This window comes from Ruminococcus sp. Marseille-P328, from assembly GCF_964249465.1.
GTDB lineage: Bacteria > Bacillota > Clostridia > Lachnospirales > Lachnospiraceae > Blautia_A > Blautia_A faecis.
In genome coordinates this window covers 1-23132 of sequence record NZ_CAXUBQ010000041.1, presented here as the reverse complement: position 1 = coordinate 23132, position 23132 = coordinate 1, and the positions used below count along the sequence as shown (strand labels likewise).

Genomic DNA, 23132 nt, shown 5'->3' with positions numbered 1-23132 from the left:
AGCAATCAGAGTAGATTCCGCACAATTTTCTAAGCGCTTACTGGCTATGTACATTTTCAGAATTCTTTCCCAATGCCTCTCTGATGTTACTAATTGCGTACATTCCTCTTTTACTTCCAATCCGTGTAGATTAATTGCCAATACGTTTTCCAATTTCTGTAATTGTTCATCTGTCAAACTGTCCTGCATAGCTGCTACCACATTTTTTATAAAATTTTCTGTCATAAAAGTATCACCTCCTTACCACAAGTATAATCGGTATCATGGTAAGGAAGCTACTTTTTCCTATAAGCTCCAGCAAACAAAATAGTGACTCACAAATGAAAAAAAATTTTATAAATCCAGAATCAACTGATGATATCATTTATGGCACTACAGCTACGATTGGTTTTTATAAAACAGGACGGACTGCAAGCATTTATTTTAATATAGAAGCGAAACAAATGTTAGCGAGTAATTCTTTTGTTACGATAGCCAATGTTCCAGATAGTTATCTTCCTGAACAGAATATAATACTTAATTACATCACGCAAAAAGGGACACCTATGCTTGTGAATATTAACAAAACAAAGAAAATCATATCACTTTTTAATAATAACACTGAGATAAAAAATGACTGGGTAATTCGTCAAGTTATAACATATCTGTCTGCTTCATAATTAAGGTTAAATACTATTGGAGTTAATAATCCAGCCAAATAATTCCCTCGTTGTTCGATATGAAAAAAAAGATTTGTACAAAGATCATGTAATTTTATGACTTTCATCATTCTAACCTAACAGGTTTATTTTCAATTATTCCAGTGAGGCTAACCCCAATAACAACAAAATTGTTGGCTTCTTGTAGATATGTTGCTTGAAAAGCAATAAAATACCCACTTCCAAAAGAAAAAGGATTGTCGGATGGTTCATGAAAGAATCCAAAAATAGCTTTGTGTGATTTTCCTTTTAATTCCGAAGAAAATGTATTTTTACCAGAAATCACTTTACAAAGACTTATTGAGCTTTCACTATTTAATTTGTTGATTGCCGCTAGAAGTGTCATCTGTCCGGCATCAAGGGCAAATGCCTGTGAAGCGAGTCCATTCAAAATCTGCTTCGTCAAATCCTCTAACGTAATAATCCCACCCTCATTCGTGGTGGGATCGATGAACATCAATTCTTTCCCTGCGGGAATCTGTGTTACTTTTGTGAGGCCGTTTGCGTCCTGGCCGTCTTGTGGTAATGCCATAGCTTAATCTCCTTTCTTCATACCGCATCTACATTCAGATTGACAGCTTTCCCTCCGATCACAAGGAGTTTGCCGCCTACTATGAGTGCTGCAGTCTTGTATGTGGTAAATCGTCCGATCACCACACCGCCAAACATGTAATCTTCATTCTTTACTTTGATACTGTAGCCGTATCCCAGGAAGCTCTCACCGCTTTCAGTCTTTTTACGCCAGGAAAACCATGCTGCCGGATAATTCTTTGTGACCTCGCTTCCATTCTGGTACACAACTGCAGTCACAGTTGTAGTGCCGTCTTCATTATCATGATAGCGGACATTGTACAGAAGTGAATTTCCCACCAGACCGTGGAGGTCTGTAGTCGTCTCGGACAGATTCATCTTTAAACCATCCACGCTTGTCTCAATGTTGGCTACTTTCTGGTTTGTCGTGACAATGGCAGCTTTTGCCTGGTCTGCGGTGTTCTGGGCGGCTTTGATATCATCAGCCAGACCTTCCGCATCCGCCAGAAGCATGACGGTCTGGGTATCCAGGTTCTGGGCTCCTGACGCATCATATAAGGTACAGCGGATCATGTTCACGTCAGCTCCGGAGGGAGCATATATCTTCATGATCTCAGCAGATGAAGAACCATACTTCAAAACATAGGTCTTTCCATTGTCTTTTGATTCCTCAATCTGAAAAATTCCGGAATAGCTGCTGATGATCCCATTGTCATTCTTAAATGCTGAGAAAGTCACGCTTTCCGGAACCAGAGTCTTTCCGTCCTTTTGTTTCCGGATCACCTGGCTGCTGACACGAAGGTCATAACTGAGACCAATCTTTCCGTCCTTTGCCTTGCTGATGGAAAATCTCTTGGTGATCCAGGAGCCCATTGACTTTACAACAAGCGTTTTACCGCCTACAACAAGCCCTTTTCCACCGACCAGGAGAACTTTCCCTTCCAGTCCGTAAAGCCCCGAAATATCCACGTAGCCGTTGTCAGAAGTCATTGATGTGACCTGATACGTTCTGGTTTTCGGGTTCCAGGTACCGCTTACACCTTCAGAAACGTTCACCGCAATCTGGTCAATGTGATCGGAAACATCCGTATCGCCCAGATACACGGAAAAAGTGGTATGACAGCTGCTGTAATCCCCACCGGAACCATCCGTGTAGGTATGGACCACATGCGCATCATTGTCCAGGGAAGCCCCGATTGCATCCAGGGTGGAAATCCCGGACAAAGTGTCCAGGGCTTTCTTCGCCGCGTCAGAAGCTGCATTTGCCGTGTTGCTGGCGGCATTTGCGGTACTGGCGGCATTGGATGCAGTTGTAGAAGCACTGACAATGTTGGTATTCATCTGGCTGTATAACTGGTTCAGGCTCTGGTTCTGATCGTCAAACCAGATCCGGCTGCTCTTGATGCTCTGGGAGCTGCCGTTGATAGCCGACACCACCGAAGGGATATCCAGCTTAGTGCCGGCAATGGATGCGTTATCCGCTACCATCTTATTGACGATCAGACCATCTGCAATAGCTCCTTCTTTCACACCTGTGGCATCCAGCAGAATCCCTTTTCCGGTCTTATCGAACAGGGAAAAGGTAAAATCACCGTTTGCATCCCTGCCAGCCTGCATCCGGACAGTTCCGTCTGCGTCCCTCCACTGCTGGGTTGCCCCCTGGATCTTAATCCCGCCATCGTCAGATGTAATCATAAATTTATTGGTGGAAATAGTGCCGCTTAAAAGATCCCCGACCGTGACCGTCTGCATAACTGCAGTTCTAATCAGTGCAGAGTCAATCACAGCATTCTGGGAAGTAAGGTGGATGTTCTGCAAATCCCCCACACCGGCACCACCTGCAAGCAGGGTTTTGATATTGGCATAACTGGAATCCAGGATATTGATCTTTGCATTGGCGGCAGTAAAATTTGTAGCAGTCAGATCCCTGAAGCTTCCAAACTCTGCATCCAGGTTCTGTACCGTCGCATTGACCGCATTCAGATTCTGGATTGTTGCAAATTTTAAATTGGCAGTATCCACATCCAGCTTATTGATCATTGCGTGGTCGATCATCACCAGCTGTGCATAATACCGCTCCATTTCTTTTGTGGCAGGACCTTTCCAGTTTGCATTTGTTTCATCTTCTGATAAACCCACAGCCTCCACAGAATCCGTAAAACCGCCATCATACTCCCTTTCCAGTTTCATCAGCGGAACCTTATAGGAGCCCCCTTTTCTGTCTTCCACGGTGAGGACGTCCCACGGATCCAGCCGTGGGTCTCCCATCATCCGTAGGGAGCCTGGCATATAGGAAAAACCTTTCAGGGAATCCATCACTTTGTCCAGGATATCCTGTGTCATAAACGGATTGGAAAAGATCACTGCCCTTGGTCCGTCTCCGGATGAAACAGAAACATCTTTCCCCTCTTCATCCTGGCCAGTGTAGCAGGTAAGCTTTTCCACCTGGAACAGATAATCGTTGTGTTCAAAAGAATCCCAGTATCTGCCGGTGCTGGCCGTATAACCGCTGTCCACGTAGCTGTGCAGTTCAATCTGTCCGTTTCTGTTACATACCGCAAAACAGCCATGAAGCTGTGCTGCGTAAGAAAGGACCTCCCTGCAGCTGTAACCTTTCGGAACTTTCATGGAAATGCCGGAAAGACCATCTGTTACAACCATCACCCCTGTGATTTCCTGGATCCTTTTCAGAACAGCCGCCGTATCCGTACTGTCTCCGTCCATAGAGAATGTACGCTCTGTTTTCATCATCCGGTCATAGGCTGTAAACTCAATCTGTTCTTCATTTCTGGATGGTTTTCCAGGCGTGAAATATCCCATGGGGATGTATTCCACCAGACCGTTCACTTCCATTCCGATCTGGACCAGGAGCTCATGCCCCTCAATGGCTTTTCCCGGATCCGGAATTGTGATGGTAACGTACTGGCTCACTGTGGAGCCAAGGGAAAAATCATCCTCCCCTTCTGCTCCGCCAGTAAACTTGATACTTTTGGCATTTGTTATGGATACATCATCATATGTGATGAGTGCTTTAAAAGTTCGGGAATCCTGTAGCACCAGGTTTCCAAAAGCTTCTGAAGACTGATACACAGGACCACCTCCTACTCAGTCATGATCTCAAGTGTTTCCAGGTCAGCCACTGTCAGGGCATCATAACGTGGATCATCACATTTCTCAATCTCTTCCTCAGAAACAGTATGAATACCAACCTCTGTCTCAATCGCCAGAAGCTCATCCAGGTCTTTTGCAAAGCCCTCTTTGTCCTCAATGGAATACTGCCCGTTCTCAACCAGGAACTTTCCATCTTCACCTTTTGCTGCGTATTTCTCAAGCAGTTCCTGACGCTCTGCGTCATAGGCGTTAGCCGCATCACTGACTGCTGCCAGGTTCTTTTTGATCGCATATCCAAGCTTTACCGGCAGCCGCTTCTCCCTTAAGGAAGCACAGCCATTGACAAAATTTAATACATCTTTATTTTTCAGTTTCATCTGCAGTACCTCCTGTTACACGCTCGTCCTCAGCCGCATAGACTAACTGGTTAAATGCTTCAATGTCTTTTCTGCACTGTGTCTTGTTTGCCTCGTACAGGTCACGGTCCTGGACGGTAATAGTGATGCTTGCACTACCGTTTACAGGAATCTGAGCAGACATATAGACAGCTGATTTGTCGTTGATCATGCTGTTGAAATTCATGGATGTTGATTTTGTTCCTTTTAACATTTTGGTCTCCTCCTATTTTTGAATGATACTCACTGATGCTGATTTATAGTAAAAAATTCCATCTCCGATATACCCCAGAACCTCTTTGGTCAGGTTTCCCCGATATGTGGTAATCGTCAAATCTATCCCATCATCATGAAAAGAGATAGGAAAAAAGCCTGCAACCATAATCTTTTTTATAGCTGCAAGCTCTGCTTCTGTGAGAATCCCCCACTTTATAGCTACATCTTTCTTTTCTGCAACCACATCACCGATCATGCTTCCGGAAGCACTACGGCCCGTGTTCGCACTCCAGATAATCTGATCATTTACAGATATCGATACCGGAGAGGGGAGCACCGTGCTCCCTGACCACAATATTTTCTTTGCCATAATGCCTCCTTACACAAGCAGTTCTGGTTTTCCGGTTGCTTTTGTGTTCTGGTTGGTTTTTCGGATAAAATATTTTCTTAGTGATTCCGGATCCAACGCAACAATCGGCGTATTCTGCAAAAACGCCAGGATCTGTTTCAGAACTGCCAGCAGTTCAGCATCATTTGCACCACCTGCTGCCAGAGCCGCTGCCTTTAATGCCATTTCCTGAAGCTTGTCCTCCGGAGAAACAATCTCTCCCTGGTGCCGGTTATCACCAATCATTGCAAGCTGGGGCGTGTTAGCTTTTACGAAACCACCATTGGCAAGCATTGGAATCGTTCCTATAGTTGGAATGCTAAAGCCGTTAAAGCCCCACCAGTTTCCTCCAATCCCAGGAATCCAGTCTGGGACAGTGATTTTAAAGCGGATATTATTTACTTTATTAATGAGACCATTCACTGTGCCAAGTACGCTATTGAAGCCACCAATAATTGCATTAATCGGTGTCTTGGAAAGGTCTGCCAGCCCTTCAAATACTCCTTCGAAAATGTCCTTTATTCCTTTCCACGCCTTTCCCCAGTTCCCTGAAAATACTCCTGATACAAAATCATTTAATCCGCCAAATACTTTCTGGATATCTCTGATCGTATCTTTCCCGCTCTTTAAGAAACCGTTAAGCACACCGCCCAGAATGCCGAAATTTTTCGACCAGTCTGTTGCAAATATATTTGCAATATACTCATCAAACGGCCGAAATACATTTTCCTGTAGAAAACCGATCACAGAATCTGCAATCGTTTTGAAGCCTTCCATGATTTCTTTAAAGCCCTGGAAACATTTCGAAAAATCACCTGTAAATGCCCCTGTGCAAAAATCAATAAAGCCACTAAGCACATCTGTTATTCCACTGATTACGTCCCCGGCTACTGACAACAGATCCAGGAAAAGGTCTCCAATTCCCTGTAGTACCGGTCCGATAACTGGCATGATATTTTCAATAATCCACTCAATCAATGGCTGTAGCAATGTTTCCCAGAGGGCCTGCAGGTTCTCAAATACTTTTCCAACCAGTACAATGATTCCATCAAGGGCTGGCTGTACATGTTCCTGCCACACTGTTGAAAACTTCTCGGCCAGATTATCAAGAACAGGTGAAATATTAGAATTCCAGCCATCCAGGAAAATCTGTACGATATCAGATATTCCCTGCGCAACAGATGTTATAAACGGGCTAATATACGTTTCGTATACTTCTGAAATCTTTGAAAAGGTATCTGTCACTGACTGATGTAAAGTATCAAGCACGGTCTGAATCGGAACGAGAAGATTCTCAATTGTTTGTTTAATTTTCTCCGCATTCTGTACTATAGGAGTAACTACAACGCTTTCAATATCCTTTATGAACTGTGCTCCGATCTCTATCGCACCAAGAAATCCATCTGTAAAAATGCCAATGATATCTGCGGTAATCCCTTGTCCTTCTGATCCAGCGAATACAGAAAATATATCAGCAAATGCCGTCCAGAAATCCCCGGCAAGTGATGCAATGTCTCCTGCAATATTGAAAAGAGACACTAATTTACCTCGTATATAGCTACTGCTTTTAGAAAGATATCCTTCAATCCCGCCAGTAAGATTGGACGCAATCGTTATTCCAATACTGGCAAATGAACCTATCATCTTTCCAAACGACAGTGCAAAGGAATTGGCACAATCATTTGCTGCTTTCACAACATCCGGATCTGTAAATATTTCTTTCAGAGTTTTCCCGATATTCTTAATATTTTCCGTAATGGAACTGATTCTCTTTTCAGAATCACCAAATCCTATCTTAAAGCCTTTTTTGAATACTGCTGCCAGCTCTTTGCAGCGTTTTAACAACCCGGACATCTTTTTGTCTGTTTTATCTACAACAGTTTCACCCTGGGCAAGACTGCCGAAATCAACTCCAGCCCCACCTGCTCCCCCTGTTCCTGTTCCGCTTCCGGAAGAAGGTGTGGAGCTGGTACTGTCTGTCTGGCTGTCCAGCTTATTCACCTGGTCAAACCCCATGAGGGCACGCATTTTCTCAGCTGCTTTCTGGGCGGATTTGGCAACGCCATTATTGGCACTGGAAAGATTATCTGCAGAGCTGGCCGCATTGTCCATTCCGGTGCTTGCGCCTGCTGCCGCACTCCCAATAGCTGAAATCTGCCCGGAAGCACTGTTACTGGATTTCTGACCGGTAATCAGCTCTGTAAACGATTTAAAGGTGTTTGCCAGAGTGATCAGCTTTCCAATTACCGTGTTGATCACTCTGATAACCGGAGTGAAAAGATTTATCAGTCCCTGGCCAATCGTAGCCTTCAGGGAATCAAACTGCAGAGTAAGGATCCTTACCTGGTTTGCCCAGGAGCCTGAAGTCCTTGCAAAATCTCCCTGGGCTGCTGCCAGCTGGTTTTGTACGAAGGAATACCTTAGCGCAACCTTTTCAGCTTCTGACATCTTCGCCGTTGTTTTACCGAAGCCATTCGCCAGAGCATAACTGTCAAGGGCATTCTGAGTCATGACTATGCCAAGATCTTTCAAAGATTCCGTTTCGCCTGTGAAAACGGATTTCAGCTTGGTGTATGCTTCATCCTGTGACAGATTATAGAAAGACGCCACATCACCTGCCAGCTTGGTAAGGCTGGAGCCCATGTTATAAGCCTGTTCCTCGGAAAATCCAAAGGCTTTCGCCATTGCCCCGAAGGTACCGGTGAACTGCTTTGCCATGGTCTCAGAAAGCCCAAAGCTCTGGGCTGCACTCTTGGCAAATTTATCAACCTGTGCAGTCATGTTCGGAAATGTAACGTCTACAACGTTCTGAACCTCTGCTAGATCTGAGCCAAGCTCCAGGCATGACTTTCCAAAATCTATCAGCTTTTTAACGCCAAATGCTGCTGCAAGAGTTGCACCGGCTTTCTTTGCCAGAGATTCAATGCCGCGCATCTGCGACTGAAACCGATTCTGATTAACGACCAGGTCAAGCCCGATCTGTCCAACACTTGTTGCCATATATGCCACCTGCCTCTATCATGAGGACATCGACACATGGCACTACTTGTCCTGATTAATCTTTATTTCAAATTCTTTTTTACAATGGCGCCCCTGGCACCGGATGAAAACACCCCGACATTTTGCATCCGGGGTGTACTGTACTTTCTGTTCGTGTCCGCAGAAGGGGCATTTTACCTTGTTTTTATCCATTCGCACCTCCTGCCATATCAATAAATGCCTGTTTCATAGCTTCCAGGAATTTATCTCTGTCTTCCTCTGAAACCTTCATTGCCTGTTTATTTCTCCATTCGCGGCGGATCCGGCGCTGTTCCAGGGTGAAATGTTTTAAGATCTCTTCATCCTCTTCTGCGCGGATTGCTACGATCCTGCCAAGGGCTGTATCCGGGCCTATTCCGGATAGAAGATCCGAAAACTCGTCCCAGGACATCCCTGCTGGAATTTCCTTAGAAAGACGTAACCCGTACTGTGATTGAAACGATGATGCGATCAGATCAAAATCATCTATCAGATCATAGTACGGGTCACTGCTCTCCCTGGTCTTCTTCTCCCTGAATCAGTTCCATTGCAGTCTGGATAACGATCATAAGATCTTTGAAAGGCAGACGCATTTTTTTAATCTCATTACGGTCTTTTTCGCTGAACAGCTTTTCATAAGCCGCAATTGTTGCTTCTGTATCAGAAGAGTCTTCTTTGAACAGACCCATGATTTCAAGCATGGTGCCTGCATCTGCATTTACCACAAATTTTCTCCCTTTAATGATGAGGGTAGGATTTTTGTCGAAGCTCAATTTATCTGTAATATCAATACATTTCGCCATTTGTTTTCTCCTTTTTTCTTGCTAAAAAACCGTATTTACTATGCAGCTGGTGTAATCTCCGGTTTTCCATTGCTCATGATATCAAATTCAAGAGGTGCTACAGCTGTGGAATCTCCGGATCCAACATTCTTCACATTGATAACTGCTTTTGTAAACTTAACAACAGTGCCATCCGGGAAAGTCCACTGAGTATCAGCTTCCGCATTTCTTCCGTTCTTCCATGCCAGTCCTGCAACAAAATCATTTCCGGCATCCCCGACATTACGTTTTGCAGTTACTGAAATTGTAACGCTCTTGGATGTCATTAAACGTCTGGTCCATCCTTCTGTATCATATGGGTTCCACTCTTCCACTCCATTGTCAAACGATACGGAAAAGGTTTCACAGTCTGCAATATTTTTCAGTGAAGCAGTGCCACCTGATGCTGCTGTGTCTATCTGAAACTGGTTCTCGTAGCATGGATATACGCCAGACTTGGAACCTGCGAACAGCTGAAGGTTCATCACAATTTTATTCTTCATCCTTATTTCCTTTCTTTTCAAAAATCACTGCCAGTTCTATAACCATCTCGTAGATACCGGAATCATCTACGCCTATATCCTGAAGATCATAGACTGGCAGGACAAATTTAATAGTTTCATGGTTTACAGTTGCATTTCTGGTGGCTCTGACAGCTTCAAATAAGGCTTTTCCGGCTTTTTCGGTCTCGCGCTGGGATTTATTCCAGTGTACCAGTAAAGTGACGTATTTCGTGCCATAGGATTCCAGCTGAGGGCCTCCGATTGCCACCTTGTATTCATGCTGGTGTTTACTGTTATAAACCCCAACCATTTTTTCCGGTTTATCCGGAATTGGACCAATATACACAGCCCCCTGTGTGAGTGTCTCAATATAATCTCTGATATCCGATAACGTCATAAACCAGCCAGCCTCCTGTAGTTTTCTTTGAATGCTTCCACTGCAAGGTCAGCATTTTTTCCACCCGGAAGCCAGTCTTCATACCATTTACCTTTTGCATTCGGGTTTTCATCCTTCTTAAAATGAAATTCTGGATGGAAATATAGACGTCTTGCATAAGGCGTACTGGATATGATACTTGCTTTTCCGTGACTGCTTTCAGATGTATCTACAAAAGTACTCTCATCCTGCAAAGCACCGGTATCTCTTGGAAACACCTGCCCCTGCACAACTTCTGTATGTAAATCTTCTGCAGTCTGCTCCAGGGCTGCCACCTGTGCCCGTGTCAGCTGATTGATCTTCGGAAAGTTAAGTTTAACAGTCGAATTGACCTTGATCATATCAGAAGCACCTCCGTGTAATTTACGGTACCGTCCGGATTTCTGGCTTTCCTGGCTTCCTGGATCTTTCTCTTGACACCAAATATGGTTGCTGTACCGCCTGATATTACCGGAAGCTCCGGGCAGATATCTCCCGGCAGTAATGCGGATCCGGTAATCTGAACCATCTTCTTTTCAGCCGTGAAGATCGTCTTTGCTTTATCCTGATAATTGCATTTTCCGGAATACTCAAAACATGGAAGAGACTCCCCATATTTATCCCGTCCTTCCTGCTCCATCACTAAACTGATATCCGTCCAGCAAAGCCTTTTGGGTACTAAACATGGATATTTCATAGCTCACCTCGCTAACCTGCAGCACAGCCCAGTCTGACACAGCAGCGCATACAGATCTCTTTTCATTGCCACACCTTTGTCTGTGAATACGTTCCAGCTGCTACCAAACTGAGCGGATACACCATTGATGCTGTAGCTTGAAAGTATAGAATTGATCTCGTCCGCATTCTCGGTTTCAAAATCTGCCTGCTGGCAGACAACATCCTGAATGATATCCTGCTGAAACTGTGTCAGGCTGGAAAATCCCCGGCCTACAATCCGGTTGTAGGTCAGGGAATCAATGTGCCGAGACGCAATCTGCAGAGCTCTCGCAATGTCATTTTCTAAAATCAGGGTTCCACCGTAAGTATCCGTATAGTATTCTGGGGTTGCATATGGTACATAAGACATTTTCTCACCCCTTATCAGGCGCCAACCTCTGCAGTATCAACATCCACATAAATGCTGTCGATTTTACCATCACGGCCATTTGGAAATACAAATACATCAGAGAAAGATCTGTTCTGATACAGATATCCATCACCTTCAGTATGTGTGCCTGGTGCAAAATAATAAATGCTATTAATCTTCGGTACAGTCTTGCAGGTCTGACCACAAGCAACAAGTACATTAATCTTGTGCGCACCGGTCACTGCTTCAACACCGCTTCCAGCAGTTACCTTTTTCTGTGGTTCAAATCCACCATTTTCCGGTTCCCAGTTAAATGCATCATAGAATCGCTCATCATCGATTACTTCCATGATTGGCACCCCATCAATGTCTGTTACTCTGGTTTCAATGCCAAGGCCGCCTTCTGCGATCTGAGTCATTTCGATCTTACGAGTAAACTCTGTAGACTGCTCCAGGGCATCCATGATCTCACTGCGAACATACATGATCAGAGAACCGTTCGCTTTGTATCTTCTGAGTTTTCCTTTTGCCAGGATATCTTTCAGCATTCCAAAAACTTTTGCCTTCGTATATGTGGAAGTTGCTGTGGATCCATGATAGCCTTCTGTCTTCTGAGCTGCCTGGGCAACTTTGGAGAAAAACAGCGCATCTGTTTCCGGAACTACCCATGTCTGCTCAAATACGCGGGAAATGTTCTGGATAGAGGCAGTTGCATTGGTTTCGTCAACGTCTGCCTTATCTACCATAAACTCAACATCACGGTCATGTGTTAAGGTGTATGGTACATCTGTCTGGGTGTATGTACCTTTATTCCATCCACCTTCGCGGCTATGGTTTTTGTATCCGGATGTGCTCATCTGGGTGAAATGGAACGTCTTGGCGTCAAGCCACCTTACATTGCTTGTTACAAATGGGGAAGTAAGTGTCCCCTGCATCAGGATTTCAAGGAGTTCCGGACTCCACTGTTCTGCATAATTTAATGCCATATCTTATACCTTCTTTCTTTTAGTTCCAACGGTTCCAACGCTTTGTCGGTACCGCTGTCTGGTTTGTAGTTGTAGTCTGCTGTGGATGCTGTGCCGGATTACCACCAGTTCCTACCTGTGTAAAGCCAGTTTTTCCATCCATCTGTGGTTTCAGTGCCGGAACGTCTTCCAGTACCTTATTCACAGCTGTTTTCAATGATTCCTCATTGATTTTTCCATCTTCTCCCATCACCTGGCTTAAATCAGCCATTTTAAGGATGTATGGAATTGTTTTTGCTTCGATTCCCAGAGATACAGCCATCATTGTTGCTGCATTTTCTACCTGTGCTGCCTGAGCAGCTTTCTGAGATGCTGCAAGCTGCGCCTGTGTCTCCGTGATCTGGTTCTGCATTCCGACAACGTCTGGCTGATTTGCTGCTTTCTGTTCCTTGAATGCTGTGATTGCCTGCTCCACTTCCTGCTGTGATAAGCCCTGCTGTTTAAAATAAGCTTTCAGGGCAGTATCTTCTTTTGCCGCAAGGGTTCCATCCAGCATCTGCTGGATTTTTCCGTAGTCAATAGCTGGAGCTGCCTGCTGCCCTGTCTGGGCGCCTGGCTGCGGTTCTGTCTGTGGAGTAGTATTCTGAGTTTGTGTTGTGCTGTTATCTGCCATTTCTGGTCTCCTTTCCGTTTTGAGAGTGTCACTCTTAATGCAATCCATTTTCTTCGGTGTCACCGGCCACGCACAGTTTTATGTCCTATCGTGTTTGGACATAAAAATAAGACGCTTAACCCTGCGCCTCAATGGGAGATTTTGGATCACCGCCTTTCTGATCTTCAACGGTCTTTACCAGCTGCGAATTTGCTAAATACTCTGCTCTTTTCCGGGACACTTCCAGTTCTTCCCCGACTGTACGAAGAACCAGATCATTTTCTTTGTCGCGGAAGTTGTGCTGCACTATCACCTTCAAATAACCACCTCCTTATTGTTTTGGCAACTGTCTTCTTAAGCCCTCTGAAAGCAGAATAAATCCCATAAACCGAAACTAAAATTACCGCAAAGTAAGTTGAATATACACCTACCGCAATCACCATCTTAACTGCTACCAGCAAAATCCTCACATTCCACATCCCTATCCAAATATAAAATGCAAGTTTAAAAAGTGTGAACAACAGATCCTTACCTTCAATTACTACAGTTTTCATTGTCTTTACCTCCTCTTGCGCCGGCACAAATTTAATCATTATGTGTGACTTTAAATCCCCACTGTGGAAGAAAATTAATCTCATAATGGTACTTGTCCACATCCGATCCAGAAATGTCTTCAACTACATACATGGTATAGTCATTCAAATAAACATAGTCTTTCTGGTACTTCCCTTCTGCGGTCTCAATAATTACTTCCAGTTCATTTGAAGAGTTATTCTTCAGTGCAAATGTTCCAGTCAATTCCAACAGGATTGTATCTGTTCTGGCATTCAAAACAGTAAGTTTTCTGGTTACATTGAAGTTATCTGCCTCCTGTGAAATATTCGCACTCACCTGATCAGCTTCTGTGCAACCCGTAGCCGCGAAGCATACCAGGATTACAATTGCCATTAATGCTGCAATACGCTTTGTTGCTCTTCTTTTCATTTTCTTCCTCCTACATTTTGAAACATCTGTTTTCAAACTTCTTATAGGCATCCATATACAGTTCATTCTTATCACCGTTATATGTCAGCTCATAGTACATGCCATCTGGTACCGTAGTGCTAAGCAGTGCCTTGTTATTCTGCAAAGTCTTACAGCTCCATACCACATACACATCATGTACAGTCACCTGCTGCCGGTCTGTAACATCCATGTGACTATTGGTATACTCTGCAACTTTTGCTTTACATAATCTCAGAAATTCTTCATTCTCCATGTTGTTATTCCTCCACAATTACCTAATCATCTGCCAGCATATCCGCCTGTGATGCAAGCCATCCCATCTGAACGCCTGATGTTCCCACAAATGCGATTGCTTTATTTCCAATCGCTTCATGCTCACAGTTTATAATCCTACCAGCTGCTGTCCTATATGAAATACCAGTAGCAAGCTGAATGTACTGTTTCTTTCCGTTCCACCCTTCACGTGCTACTTTCATGCCACGTTTCAGATACTTGATAGCTTCACTAAAACTAAAGGTTGCCTTTCCTCCCAGAATCGGACAATTCTGCCCATTCGCTGGAATCCATTCATCTGACATGATGTTTTGAAGCGTATACTCAACAACCTGGGTTTCCCGGATATCCATACAATTTCCGTCTTTTGTGTACATGAGAATTGTTTTTGACTCCTCATCCCACCACCAATATCCATCCCATGATGGAAGCTTCATTCCTATGTCTTGCTTCATCATTTTGAATGCTTCTGAAAATTTCATGTTCTTTATCCTCTCTTTCTTAAAAATAAGCACAAAAATAACACGTCTTATGGCGTGCTATCATTGTTTTTATAACTGTATTGATATTTTTAAGTATAAAAATACCACTAGCCGTTTCTGACTGGTGGTATTTTATTTTATGCAATTTTATTCTCTAAATCAATATCAAGTCCAAACTCTTTTAAATCCTGTTCCTTGATATCCAATTCAGTTTTTAATATATCAAGCATTTCATAGTATGCAACCTTGCGTCCGGCACAATATGCATCATCTTTGTTTGCTTTACTTTCTTCTGCCGCTTCATTTGCATTTTCCAGCAATCGTGCGATCATATATTTAATTCCTTCTCTTGTTAATGCATCAGCCATTATAATCGCCCCTTTCCATCAATTCATTAACTCTATCCTCTATTGCCTGGTTGAAATTGCGGATTTCCTTTTTCCAATGGCGTTTCAAGCCTTCCTGTTCACAGGTCATTTTATCATTCCAGTCTGAACAATAGAGTGCAGGATTTTCCAGCTTATTTTCATGTTCTTTTATTCTTTTCTGGTATTTTCGAATTGCACGTTTTAATGAGCCGGATTCTTGATTTTTAATATCGCTTTCAGCAAATAATTGCAAATCCATCTTTAGTGTATCCTCGTTTTTCTTCATTATACCATTACGTGCCTTTTTTACAATAGCTTTTTTATCCAAAAAATTTACAAACTTAGGATCTAAAATATCGGTTTGCCCTTTCATGTATGCCGCGAAGCTTTCTGCAAAATACTCTGTTTTGCTTGCTGTCGCATAACCAGATATCTTACCAGCATACTTTTTGGCATCCTCACCTATCTCGTTTATAGTTTTTGCATCAAAAAGTTGCCACTGGATGTGATGTCCCATCTCGTGCGTAATATAATCTTTTGCTGATCCGTCTCCTATGAGGCTTCGCCCAGCTGCTTTATAGCGTTCTGCAAGTTCTCGTTTGTTTCCTTCAAGTGTATCTATGTTATCCATTACCACTTCCCAGGCTTCTTTTGACTTCTTGTTATAGTCATCCAGGGTCTTTTCATTCTTCAGTACCGCTTTGTTGATATAAATTCCGTTTTCAACTGGAGAATAAGCCATCACCGCGTCTTCACTCGTAAAGATTTTCTTTCCTTTTGCTGATTTTGGATCAATCGTTTTTACTCCATTGATTTTCGGAATATCATACGCGCTATATATGTCATTCAGTCCTTCATTGATGCTGTTTGCATTTTCCAAGGATATGCCCTTGTAATCAGCCTTACCTTTGAAGACTCTATCCAACATACTCTCTTTGCAAAACTGTTGCGCATACTGTTGTGCCTCCTCCATTGTTTGAGCAGGTTTAAAAGGCGGATGTGCTTCTACATTCCATTCGCGTCTTCTAGTTTCGTATCTCTTCTGGTTCTCCGGATCCAGAGAAAATTCTGCCAGCCTACCAAACTTCTTTTCCTGCCTCTTTGCGTACTGCTGCCGGTTTTCCTGTTCCTGCTTCCGTACCAGTTCATTCAACTCCGCTTTGGTATACCTACTCTTCTCTGGCGGGGTGCTGATTCCTTCGAAATATGTAGTGTGGCTATCTTTACAGCGCGGATGGTACAGACCTGCGGCTATAGCCTTGCTCATGAGTGGATACTTGATTCCGGTAACCGGTGACTTTCCGTCCTTCGGACCATTGCTCCACACATCATCAACCAGCACCTTTCCCACAAAAGGCAAGCATTTCGGACAGGGATTTCCGCGCTTATTCATAATCACTGTAGATATTCCCCATTCCTGGCGCTTCTGGCCTTCTCCTTGCAGGTATGCCCTTTTGCTGGCTGTTCTGATTGCCATATCCGCATAATCAGCAAGCGTGTGTCTTGCACCGTTGGCATACTGCACGCAATTCAAGCCAGCCTTTACAAAATCCTCTGTAGCCATATCAACAGCTTTCTCATAGGTACCAGCTCCTGTGTTTGCATATACCTGAGCATTGTAAATCACTTTGCGGTACTGGTCATTTGCCATTCGAAGGACAGCAATCTCAGCCTTCTGCATATCGTTCATGGTAGCGTTAATCAGGGTTTCCAGCTTTCTGTCATTTACCTTGAAGAACTCAGCTGTTGCCCCTTTGGAAATACGTTTAGCAGGAAATCCATTTCTGATAGCTTCCAAGATTGCAATCTCCTGTGCCATCTCGCCTTCAGATCTGGACAGGGATATCAGTGTTTTGATCTGTGCATTGATATCCTTGAACTGCTTGCCATACTTCTTCTGGTTGTCCTTCTTGTACTTTTCCAGGGATTTCAGCTGCAGTGCCTGCCACATAGCCCATTGTTTATCTTCATCGATCTCTTCCAGCTTGTGCCGGCGCATATTACGGATCATGGAAGATATAAGCTCATTTTCTATGGCTTCAAAGGCAGCTCCAATGTCGTAGACGGTGTTAAGCTTCGGCATCTGCGGTTACCTCCCGTTTGCATATACCTTAAAGCCCTGGCTTTTGAATATTCGGATCATGTCTTTAAGCTTTGTTTTGCTGGTACAGGCATCATTTCTAAGCTCAGCATAATCATTCTTTTCCAGAGCGTACACGCCCATCGGTACCTGCCCCTTTGCTACTTCCAGAAACTCCTGGTACTTCTTTCGGTTCATCCGGTATATTCTGTTTGCCACCTTTACTTTCATTATCTCCACCACCTTCCAGGTCAATCTTAAAGTTTCCAGCCTCCAGGTTCACTCCTGGTTCATCCACGTCCTGGATGCCCTGCTCTGCCTTTAATCTGGCTATTTCTTCTTCTTTGCAGTGATCGTCCAGTGTATCTCCATACAGTTCTTCAACACATCGTTCAATGCTCATAATGCCACCCTGTTTCGCTTTGGCAACTGTCTCTACCTGGCTTTCGAATGACGGGTTTGCATATTCTCCAAACGGAATGTTGACCTTTACTTCTTCAATGCTCTTGTTATGCAGGATATTGTCTGCATTGATACACATTGAAACAACTCCCGGAAGAACTTCCTGCAATGCCTTTACAATTGCGTTCCTGGTGTACAGGGTTGTCTTTTCTTTTTCCCTCTGTGCTTCTGCATTATCCAGCTTCTTTGTGTCAATCCCCAGTGTAGACGGACTGATCACTCCCTGCAGGCACAGATCCAGGGCTGTAATGTATGATGCCATATAACTGTCATGAGGAATAACCGGCTGGTCCGTAACGACCTGATTCTTCTGACCCTCTCGCATATCTCCTTCTGCTGCAAAATAGCGGTTGTCGAACGGATTCGGTTTTATCAGCATCCCTGTTTCAGGATCATGTGGAACCAGGCATTCCGGAATATAGGTCTTTGCTCTTCCGGCTCTTAAGGCATCCATCCACTGGGACCATGTCTCATCCAGTGAATCATAGCTGTCGAGCTTTCCATCGAATATGCTGCCGCCTCTGCCTTCATATCTGGTAGACTCATAAATCATAAATGGTTCAGCCAGCATGACCGAATCATCAAATTTAATGTCTGTCAGATTCTCAGTGGCTTTTATAGATTTAATATCGACCAGTCTGCCGTCAAGATACAGCTCATTGATAATATAGCCATAGCCATAACGCTCATTCAGAACATACACTTTTCCTTTTTCTTTGTATGGTGTCTTGAATACGATTTCCCTGATTCGGTCTCTCTGGTAGACAAATTCAACCCTTTCCCCCGGATACCACTCCAGTATCGGATAATCACTGATTGTTGTATCTATTGCCACTTTAAAAGCGCCATCTCCGATAAACAGTGTTTCTTTGAGGGCGCTTTCAATCTTTTTATAAAATTTATTATCTTTCTCAATTTCTTTCCACAGCTGTTCCTGCGCCGGCTGTTCAAATTCAAATTCGTTCATGTCCGGCAGAACAGTGAAAGAAAGAACTTTAACAGTCAGCCCCGGGAGACCAGTATGAATCTTCCGCATGTCCATTCCAGGGGTTGATCTGCTTGCCCAGAACTTGTGTCTGTCTGCAAATTCTGCATTCTGCTGATAGATCTGTTCCAGCTCGTTTCCGTCACCCCTGTACCAGATACGGTTCAGAATTGCGTGTCCTTCGAAATCCATCATCTCATTGATCTGAAAGTTAAAAGGGTTCGCCGGAAGAACATTCAGCCAGCTCCGGACCGTCTTTTTTATGTTTTCATTTAATCTTTCCATCCATTTCACCTTTTCTGTTCCTCCTCAAATCCAATCAAGTCACGGTATGGAATCCATCCGTACTGCTGGGAGTTGATCGTATGGTCATTTCTATCTTCCGGAATGTCTTTATCTTCATCCCAGGAATATTTCTCCATCTCTGAAATATGATTTGTACAGGTATCCACTACCAGATAGCAGCCCTGCTGGATCCAGCCAAGTTGAAGCTTGATTCTGTCCAGAATTTCTACTTTTTTGTAGGATTCCACAAAGTTGTACAGGCATCCGTTCAGGCGCTTGTATTTCCGCAGTTCTGTGATCGTAGCCGCATCTGCGCAGTCAATAAAGGTTTCCCTTGCAAAGCCCCAGTCCTTACGGCATTTTTCCAAGAACTCAACAAATTTTACTGCTGTATCGGATGGAGCAAGAGGCTGATCCAGATCTTTGTTACTGTAAACTTTCTCAGCCAGGGTGATCAGCCTTCTATCTGTCGTAATGCCCTGGAATACCATTGCAATTGTATCCGGGGATTTTGAAGAGTACGAAGTATCCAGACCGCAGGTAAACTTTTTGAATTTTATTTTGCCTGCTGCCATCTGGGCTTTTACCCATTTCTCAGATACTACATGTTTCTTTCGGCTGAAGTTCGGGAAGATCAGTCCGGTTGCTTTTCCTCTGAGGCCTAAGATCTTGTTCTTATAGATCTTTGTTCCTTTCGGGGTGTTCCGGATGATCTGGTCTTTCTTTTCTTCCGGAAGCCCTGCATTATCGTCAAAAGAAAAGAACCAGTGAACCCAGCCGGGCTTTGGTTCTTCTTTTAATTCGTCTTTGATCTCCTGTGGCGTGTCCTCTTCCCATTCAGGAAGCGGGCGGCTGCAGTTGATATACTCTTTATACACATCCAGGCTGGGATCATCCGGGTTTAAGGTTGCCATGAGATAATCACAGCGCATGGAAGCTTCACGGACAAAGTCAATATCTGCCGTGTTGATCTCATCGATGTACAGGCATCCATACTGACCGCCAAGGGCTTTCTTCCATTTTTTCTTGTTTCCATATCCCAAAACGTATATGGTTTTGTCCCCGGATGAAGTATGGAAAAGAATATGCGGAATCTTGTCATCCTTGGTGCCAGATCCGTTGTACTCTACCAGGCTTCCGAAATCGTCCAGGATTCCAAGGTCTTTGTTGATAATGTTTTTCTCTGCTGTTCCTGTGTCGTCTGCTGCCAGGATATGAAGCTTTTTCGGGCTCTGGGCTACCTTCAGCATGAACTTAAAAATTCCTACTGTAGTCTTTCCTGCTGCCGTGGTACCTTCCAGGAACTCCACCGGTGTCTGGCATTTCAAAAATGCTTTGTATTTTTCAGACAGCACAAGATCCATGCTGCTCATTATCCGCCTCCGCTGATCTGCTTGATCAGGCTGTCCAGTTTTGATTTTTCTTCTTCCATACCGCTGAGCTGAAGCCTGTCATTCCACATTGCCAGATGGCGTCCAAGCATATCCAGGGCTTTCAGTTTGTCTGCAAGCTTGATTTCTCTTTCTATGCCATCTTCTCCAAAGGATTTTACTTTCACAGACTGTATAGCTGCCAGATCGTCCCTGGAGGCATCTTCTTTTAGTGTTGCGTCTTTTGCATTGATTACATCATCTGCATTTACAAATGCAATTCTGGCCAGTTCCAGAAGAACACGGTCAGCATTGATTCCGGTTCTTTTGGATCTTTCTGCGATTGCCTCTGAGATTGCTTCTGAAACTTGGGTTTTCTGGAGTAGCTCATGTCCGATTTCAGAGGCTCTCTGACCATTTTTCGCCTTGTATCCGGCTCTTATGGCGGCCTGGGTAGCATTCAGGTCAATCAGATACTCTTCCACAAATCTCTTCTGTTTTTTTGTCACTCAGGCTCACCTTCTTTCAAAAATATAATAAAATACAGTCCTGCCAGCACCATCCACGACAGCCGATTGCCGCCGTCAATCATGAAAGGAGGTGACCGTATGCAAGAAATAACGGCTGGTGCTGTGCACGCTGTACGAAAATTGGCATAGAAAAAGCAGCTCCGAAGAACTGCCTCTGTTAATATCTATATTTTATTATTGTGATATATATTTTTTATTGTATTGAATCAAATCATTTTCATATTTTGTAAGCTCTTGACTCATTACAAATATATCGCATTTTAGTTCTAATATACTTTTTCCTAAATCTCCTTTATGTTCTTCTGGATAATTTTTCCTATTCATCCAGCCCATTCTCATACGGCATTCAAATGCCTTATAAGCAATGCTATCACAAACTTTAATTGCAGCTTTTACCACAATTTCCTCTTCTTCTGAAAAATTTATCCAATTATATTTTTCTGGACGATTATTACAGTCTACAAACTTGTAAATATCTTCAATGTATTCGTCAGGTATATCACCTCCCGGAAAAAACATCACGTTTCGAAGCTTGTGAATATATTTAATCAATGAATTAATATATTTGCTTTTCTCTATTGCTTCATCCTTTTTTCTATAAAATCTAGTAACAATGACTCCTGTTACAATTCCAGTTAATAATCCAACTACTATCGACTCTAATAAGTTAATTAATTCCTCTGGCATTTTCTTCACGCACCTTTTTTATTTATATTACAAAATCATAAATAATATTGCAATATAAATTTTTAATACGTACCTCAAAAAGACACCCAACCATTAATAGTCAGATGTCTTTCTAGGAATAATATTATGAGGAGCTAATCGGAACACCAGGACTCGAACCTGCGGCTCGGCTTAACGGCTCATGCTCCCTCCCGATCGGGGAGGTGTTCCGAATTTGTGATCCATACGTGCCGCTGTATCAATCACTTGGAGGTTTCTGTGTTCTTTTCTCTGAACCACATTTTTATTTACGTCTGCAACATTTTTCTGTTTTCCTACCCTCGAAGTACACAGACAGCGTTGCGGCACTTGTCAATCATTTAATAAGGAGCTTTATGAAATCTTTTCACCAATCCCAGTCTAAATAGTACCATAGAAAAAGCGAACATGACCGAACATTTTATAATTTTCCTAAATTATCTTTCAAATATCTGTCATGGCGAATCCGGCAATTATCTTCTGTATATTTAATCCGCCGTTTCGGAAAACGGTAATTCATATTAATGGCTACTGCTGCCCAGGTCATGTCATCCAGATAATAAAAGCGAAACATCATTCTCAGATCACTCTTTGGGATTTTCTCAATAAAATCATCCACTGCATTTACAGCCTCCTGCAGCTCATCTTCCAGGATATGTAGCTTTAACACCCTCTTTTTTATCATGTTCTTCACCTGGTCTGCTTCCGGAAGGGGATAACCGGTTATCTTAATTGGCCCTATGGTTCCATCTTTTCTTGTGCCTCTGACTGTGTCTGATACAACACCTTCTGCTTTGATTCTTTCCAGCCTGTGCTGATCCCGGTCTATCCGTTCTTTCAGGTCACGGATTTCCCCTTTTATCTCCAGGTATTGTTCCAGAATGTCCTTGTCCATCGGTACCACCTCCTGCTTTCAGTCGTTCCAGTTCCCAGTATGTAGGTGATCTGGTTATGCCGTTTGGTAATTGTAATTGCACTACATGAGGATATAATGCTTTTATCCTGGCTTTCACCTTTTTGGTGATGATTTTCCCGTCACCAGAAGCATAACTGGTTTGTATGATCTGAATAACATCCCCTCTTTTGATTCCATGCTTCTCTTCCAGCTGCTTCTGCTGCCGCTCCCATTTCTCAGCTTCAGCTATCGCATATTCAGCTGTGGGATCCTTGTATTTTTCTTTATTCATTTTACACCTCTGTTTTTAATCATGCAGGAGCCAGGCGATCACGCCAAAGGCTCCGATCAGTACGCCAACGCCCATTGCAACGATTACATCTACCATTCAATCCCACCACCTTTTGCAATTTCTACTGCTCTATCTATTGCAACCTTTTGTCCTCTTTCACCCTCCCAGCATTGGCCTGTATAGCTACACGTTTCACAAGAAATGTTCGCACATACATCATATTCTTTTAATTCATTCAGTTGCTCCACCACCTTGTCCACATCATAGGCGGTTGGCTGCTCTTCGATTTCCCTGAGTACACATGCAACACTTTCGTTAGCATCTATCATTATGCTATCTGAATTGGAATCTGTATTTAATCAACCTTTTACTTTTTGGGTTAATAGATCCGCATCAATCAATCTCATATTTTTTTACCTCCCAGCTCCTGCACTCCCTGCAGCGGATCTTACTGCTGCACAAGGTGCCTTTTATCATTGACAGCCTCGGGCAGGTCGGGTGGACGTATACGATCAGTTTCCCCACTCTGCCGGTACTGTGTTTACAGGTTTTGTATTTTGGCATATCCATCTTAAGCATCTCTCCTTCCTACGCAAATCT

General features: G+C 43.4%; 33 protein-coding genes. 1 reads left to right on the top strand and 32 read right to left on the bottom strand.

The genetic code is table 11. From position 1 onward, the window contains the following. The coding region (locus tag ACESTK_RS19510; protein ID WP_373120537.1) for a hypothetical protein at positions 1-225 on the bottom strand (225 nt) is incomplete at its 3' end. Positions 226-320: 95 nt separating this feature from the next. Here ACESTK_RS19510 and ACESTK_RS19505 point away from each other — a divergent pair. Further along, entirely contained in the window at positions 321-659 is a 339-nt protein-coding gene (locus ACESTK_RS19505; protein ID WP_373120536.1) for a hypothetical protein, read from the top strand. Between the two features lie 106 nt (positions 660-765). Here the strand turns inward: ACESTK_RS19505 and ACESTK_RS19500 are convergent, their stop codons facing one another. The 31 genes from ACESTK_RS19500 to ACESTK_RS19350 form a co-directional block, all read right to left on the bottom strand. Next, positions 766-1230: a hypothetical protein gene (locus ACESTK_RS19500; RefSeq protein WP_373120535.1), complete on the bottom strand. Its 465-nt coding sequence runs from the start codon at positions 1228-1230 to the stop codon at positions 766-768. Between the two features lie 17 nt (positions 1231-1247). Next, positions 1248-4319 (bottom strand): hypothetical protein, encoded by a 3072-nt coding sequence (locus ACESTK_RS19495; RefSeq protein ID WP_294425411.1) that lies wholly within the window; start codon positions 4317-4319, stop codon positions 1248-1250. An 11-nt stretch (positions 4320-4330) separates the two neighbouring features. Beyond that, the gene (locus tag ACESTK_RS19490; RefSeq protein ID WP_294425414.1) at positions 4331-4717 is read right to left on the bottom strand and encodes a hypothetical protein; all 387 of its coding nucleotides are present in this window, start codon (positions 4715-4717) and stop codon (positions 4331-4333) included. Then, positions 4701-4949: a hypothetical protein gene (locus tag ACESTK_RS19485; RefSeq protein ID WP_226815800.1), complete on the bottom strand. Its 249-nt coding sequence runs from the start codon at positions 4947-4949 to the stop codon at positions 4701-4703. Before ACESTK_RS19485 ends, ACESTK_RS19490 begins: the two co-directional genes overlap by 17 nt. Positions 4950-4961: 12 nt before the next feature. After that, the gene (locus ACESTK_RS19480) at positions 4962-5321 is read right to left on the bottom strand and encodes a hypothetical protein (RefSeq protein WP_226815801.1); all 360 of its coding nucleotides are present in this window, start codon (positions 5319-5321) and stop codon (positions 4962-4964) included. A 9-nt stretch (positions 5322-5330) separates the two neighbouring features. Beyond that, a complete protein-coding gene (locus ACESTK_RS19475) occupies positions 5331-8339 on the bottom strand; it encodes a hypothetical protein (RefSeq protein ID WP_294425418.1) in 3009 nt (1002 codons plus the stop codon). A 42-nt stretch (positions 8340-8381) separates the two neighbouring features. Beyond that, entirely contained in the window at positions 8382-8531 is a 150-nt protein-coding gene (locus tag ACESTK_RS19470) for a hypothetical protein (RefSeq protein ID WP_226815803.1), read from the bottom strand. Next, entirely contained in the window at positions 8524-8829 is a 306-nt protein-coding gene (locus ACESTK_RS19465; protein WP_373120538.1) for a Gp15 family bacteriophage protein, read from the bottom strand. The genes ACESTK_RS19470 and ACESTK_RS19465 overlap by 8 nt, the downstream gene beginning before the upstream one ends. A gap of 34 nt (positions 8830-8863) precedes the next feature. Continuing rightward, positions 8864-9160: a hypothetical protein gene (locus tag ACESTK_RS19460; protein ID WP_270432347.1), complete on the bottom strand. Its 297-nt coding sequence runs from the start codon at positions 9158-9160 to the stop codon at positions 8864-8866. 38 nt (positions 9161-9198) lie between these two features. Further along, positions 9199-9681, bottom strand: a complete 483-nt coding sequence (locus ACESTK_RS19455) for a phage tail tube protein (RefSeq protein ID WP_294425427.1) — start codon at positions 9679-9681, stop codon at positions 9199-9201. Next, positions 9671-10078 (bottom strand): minor capsid protein, encoded by a 408-nt coding sequence (locus ACESTK_RS19450; protein ID WP_294425429.1) that lies wholly within the window; start codon positions 10076-10078, stop codon positions 9671-9673. The genes ACESTK_RS19455 and ACESTK_RS19450 overlap by 11 nt, the downstream gene beginning before the upstream one ends. Continuing rightward, on the bottom strand, positions 10075-10458 hold the full coding sequence (locus ACESTK_RS19445; RefSeq protein WP_294425431.1) for a hypothetical protein: 384 nt from the start codon (positions 10456-10458) through the stop codon (positions 10075-10077). The genes ACESTK_RS19450 and ACESTK_RS19445 overlap by 4 nt, the downstream gene beginning before the upstream one ends. After that, on the bottom strand, positions 10455-10793 hold the full coding sequence (locus ACESTK_RS19440) for a hypothetical protein (RefSeq protein WP_294425432.1): 339 nt from the start codon (positions 10791-10793) through the stop codon (positions 10455-10457). The genes ACESTK_RS19445 and ACESTK_RS19440 overlap by 4 nt, the downstream gene beginning before the upstream one ends. 3 nt (positions 10794-10796) lie before the next feature. Then, the gene (locus tag ACESTK_RS19435; protein WP_294425434.1) at positions 10797-11183 is read right to left on the bottom strand and encodes a hypothetical protein; all 387 of its coding nucleotides are present in this window, start codon (positions 11181-11183) and stop codon (positions 10797-10799) included. A 14-nt stretch (positions 11184-11197) separates the two neighbouring features. Further along, positions 11198-12169, bottom strand: a complete 972-nt coding sequence (locus ACESTK_RS19430; RefSeq protein ID WP_294425436.1) for a phage capsid protein — start codon at positions 12167-12169, stop codon at positions 11198-11200. Positions 12170-12188: 19 nt separating this feature from the next. Next, entirely contained in the window at positions 12189-12821 is a 633-nt protein-coding gene (locus ACESTK_RS19425) for a hypothetical protein (RefSeq protein ID WP_294425438.1), read from the bottom strand. 115 nt (positions 12822-12936) lie between these two features. Then, positions 12937-13119 carry a hypothetical protein gene (locus ACESTK_RS19420; protein ID WP_294425439.1) on the bottom strand — a complete coding sequence of 61 codons (183 nt, stop codon included), beginning with the start codon at positions 13117-13119 and terminating at the stop codon, positions 12937-12939. Beyond that, positions 13076-13354, bottom strand: a complete 279-nt coding sequence (locus ACESTK_RS19415; RefSeq protein ID WP_294425441.1) for a hypothetical protein — start codon at positions 13352-13354, stop codon at positions 13076-13078. Before ACESTK_RS19415 ends, ACESTK_RS19420 begins: the two co-directional genes overlap by 44 nt. A 31-nt stretch (positions 13355-13385) precedes the next feature. Continuing rightward, complete coding sequence (locus ACESTK_RS19410) at positions 13386-13784, bottom strand: hypothetical protein (RefSeq protein WP_270414069.1); 399 nt, start codon at positions 13782-13784, stop codon at positions 13386-13388. A gap of 10 nt (positions 13785-13794) precedes the next feature. After that, positions 13795-14058, bottom strand: a complete 264-nt coding sequence (locus ACESTK_RS19405) for a DUF6275 family protein (RefSeq protein ID WP_270414068.1) — start codon at positions 14056-14058, stop codon at positions 13795-13797. Positions 14059-14080: 22 nt separating this feature from the next. Further along, a complete protein-coding gene (locus tag ACESTK_RS19400) occupies positions 14081-14560 on the bottom strand; it encodes a DUF2829 domain-containing protein (RefSeq protein WP_294425449.1) in 480 nt (159 codons plus the stop codon). Between the two features lie 137 nt (positions 14561-14697). Then, positions 14698-14928, bottom strand: a complete 231-nt coding sequence (locus ACESTK_RS19395; protein WP_294425452.1) for a transposase — start codon at positions 14926-14928, stop codon at positions 14698-14700. Then, positions 14921-17011 carry a phage minor capsid protein gene (locus tag ACESTK_RS19390; RefSeq protein ID WP_294425455.1) on the bottom strand — a complete coding sequence of 697 codons (2091 nt, stop codon included), beginning with the start codon at positions 17009-17011 and terminating at the stop codon, positions 14921-14923. Before ACESTK_RS19390 ends, ACESTK_RS19395 begins: the two co-directional genes overlap by 8 nt. A 112-nt stretch (positions 17012-17123) precedes the next feature. Next, positions 17124-18749, bottom strand: coding sequence for a capsid protein (locus tag ACESTK_RS19385; protein ID WP_373120534.1), 1626 nt, complete (start codon positions 18747-18749; stop codon positions 17124-17126). Next, entirely contained in the window at positions 18746-20113 is a 1368-nt protein-coding gene (locus ACESTK_RS19380; protein ID WP_294425457.1) for a terminase, read from the bottom strand. The genes ACESTK_RS19385 and ACESTK_RS19380 overlap by 4 nt, the downstream gene beginning before the upstream one ends. Further along, positions 20113-20619, bottom strand: a complete 507-nt coding sequence (locus ACESTK_RS19375; protein ID WP_294425459.1) for a terminase small subunit — start codon at positions 20617-20619, stop codon at positions 20113-20115. The genes ACESTK_RS19380 and ACESTK_RS19375 overlap by 1 nt, the downstream gene beginning before the upstream one ends. Before the next feature lie 195 nt (positions 20620-20814). Further along, positions 20815-21327, bottom strand: coding sequence for a hypothetical protein (locus ACESTK_RS19370; RefSeq protein ID WP_294425461.1), 513 nt, complete (start codon positions 21325-21327; stop codon positions 20815-20817). A gap of 439 nt (positions 21328-21766) precedes the next feature. Next, complete coding sequence (locus tag ACESTK_RS19365; RefSeq protein ID WP_270432377.1) at positions 21767-22240, bottom strand: hypothetical protein; 474 nt, start codon at positions 22238-22240, stop codon at positions 21767-21769. Next, positions 22188-22532 carry a hypothetical protein gene (locus tag ACESTK_RS19360; protein WP_294425466.1) on the bottom strand — a complete coding sequence of 115 codons (345 nt, stop codon included), beginning with the start codon at positions 22530-22532 and terminating at the stop codon, positions 22188-22190. The genes ACESTK_RS19365 and ACESTK_RS19360 overlap by 53 nt, the downstream gene beginning before the upstream one ends. An 89-nt stretch (positions 22533-22621) precedes the next feature. Then, positions 22622-22861: a hypothetical protein gene (locus tag ACESTK_RS19355; RefSeq protein ID WP_294425469.1), complete on the bottom strand. Its 240-nt coding sequence runs from the start codon at positions 22859-22861 to the stop codon at positions 22622-22624. A 64-nt stretch (positions 22862-22925) separates the two neighbouring features. Then, the gene (locus ACESTK_RS19350; RefSeq protein ID WP_294425470.1) at positions 22926-23102 is read right to left on the bottom strand and encodes a hypothetical protein; all 177 of its coding nucleotides are present in this window, start codon (positions 23100-23102) and stop codon (positions 22926-22928) included. Between the last annotated feature and the right edge of the window lie 30 nt (positions 23103-23132).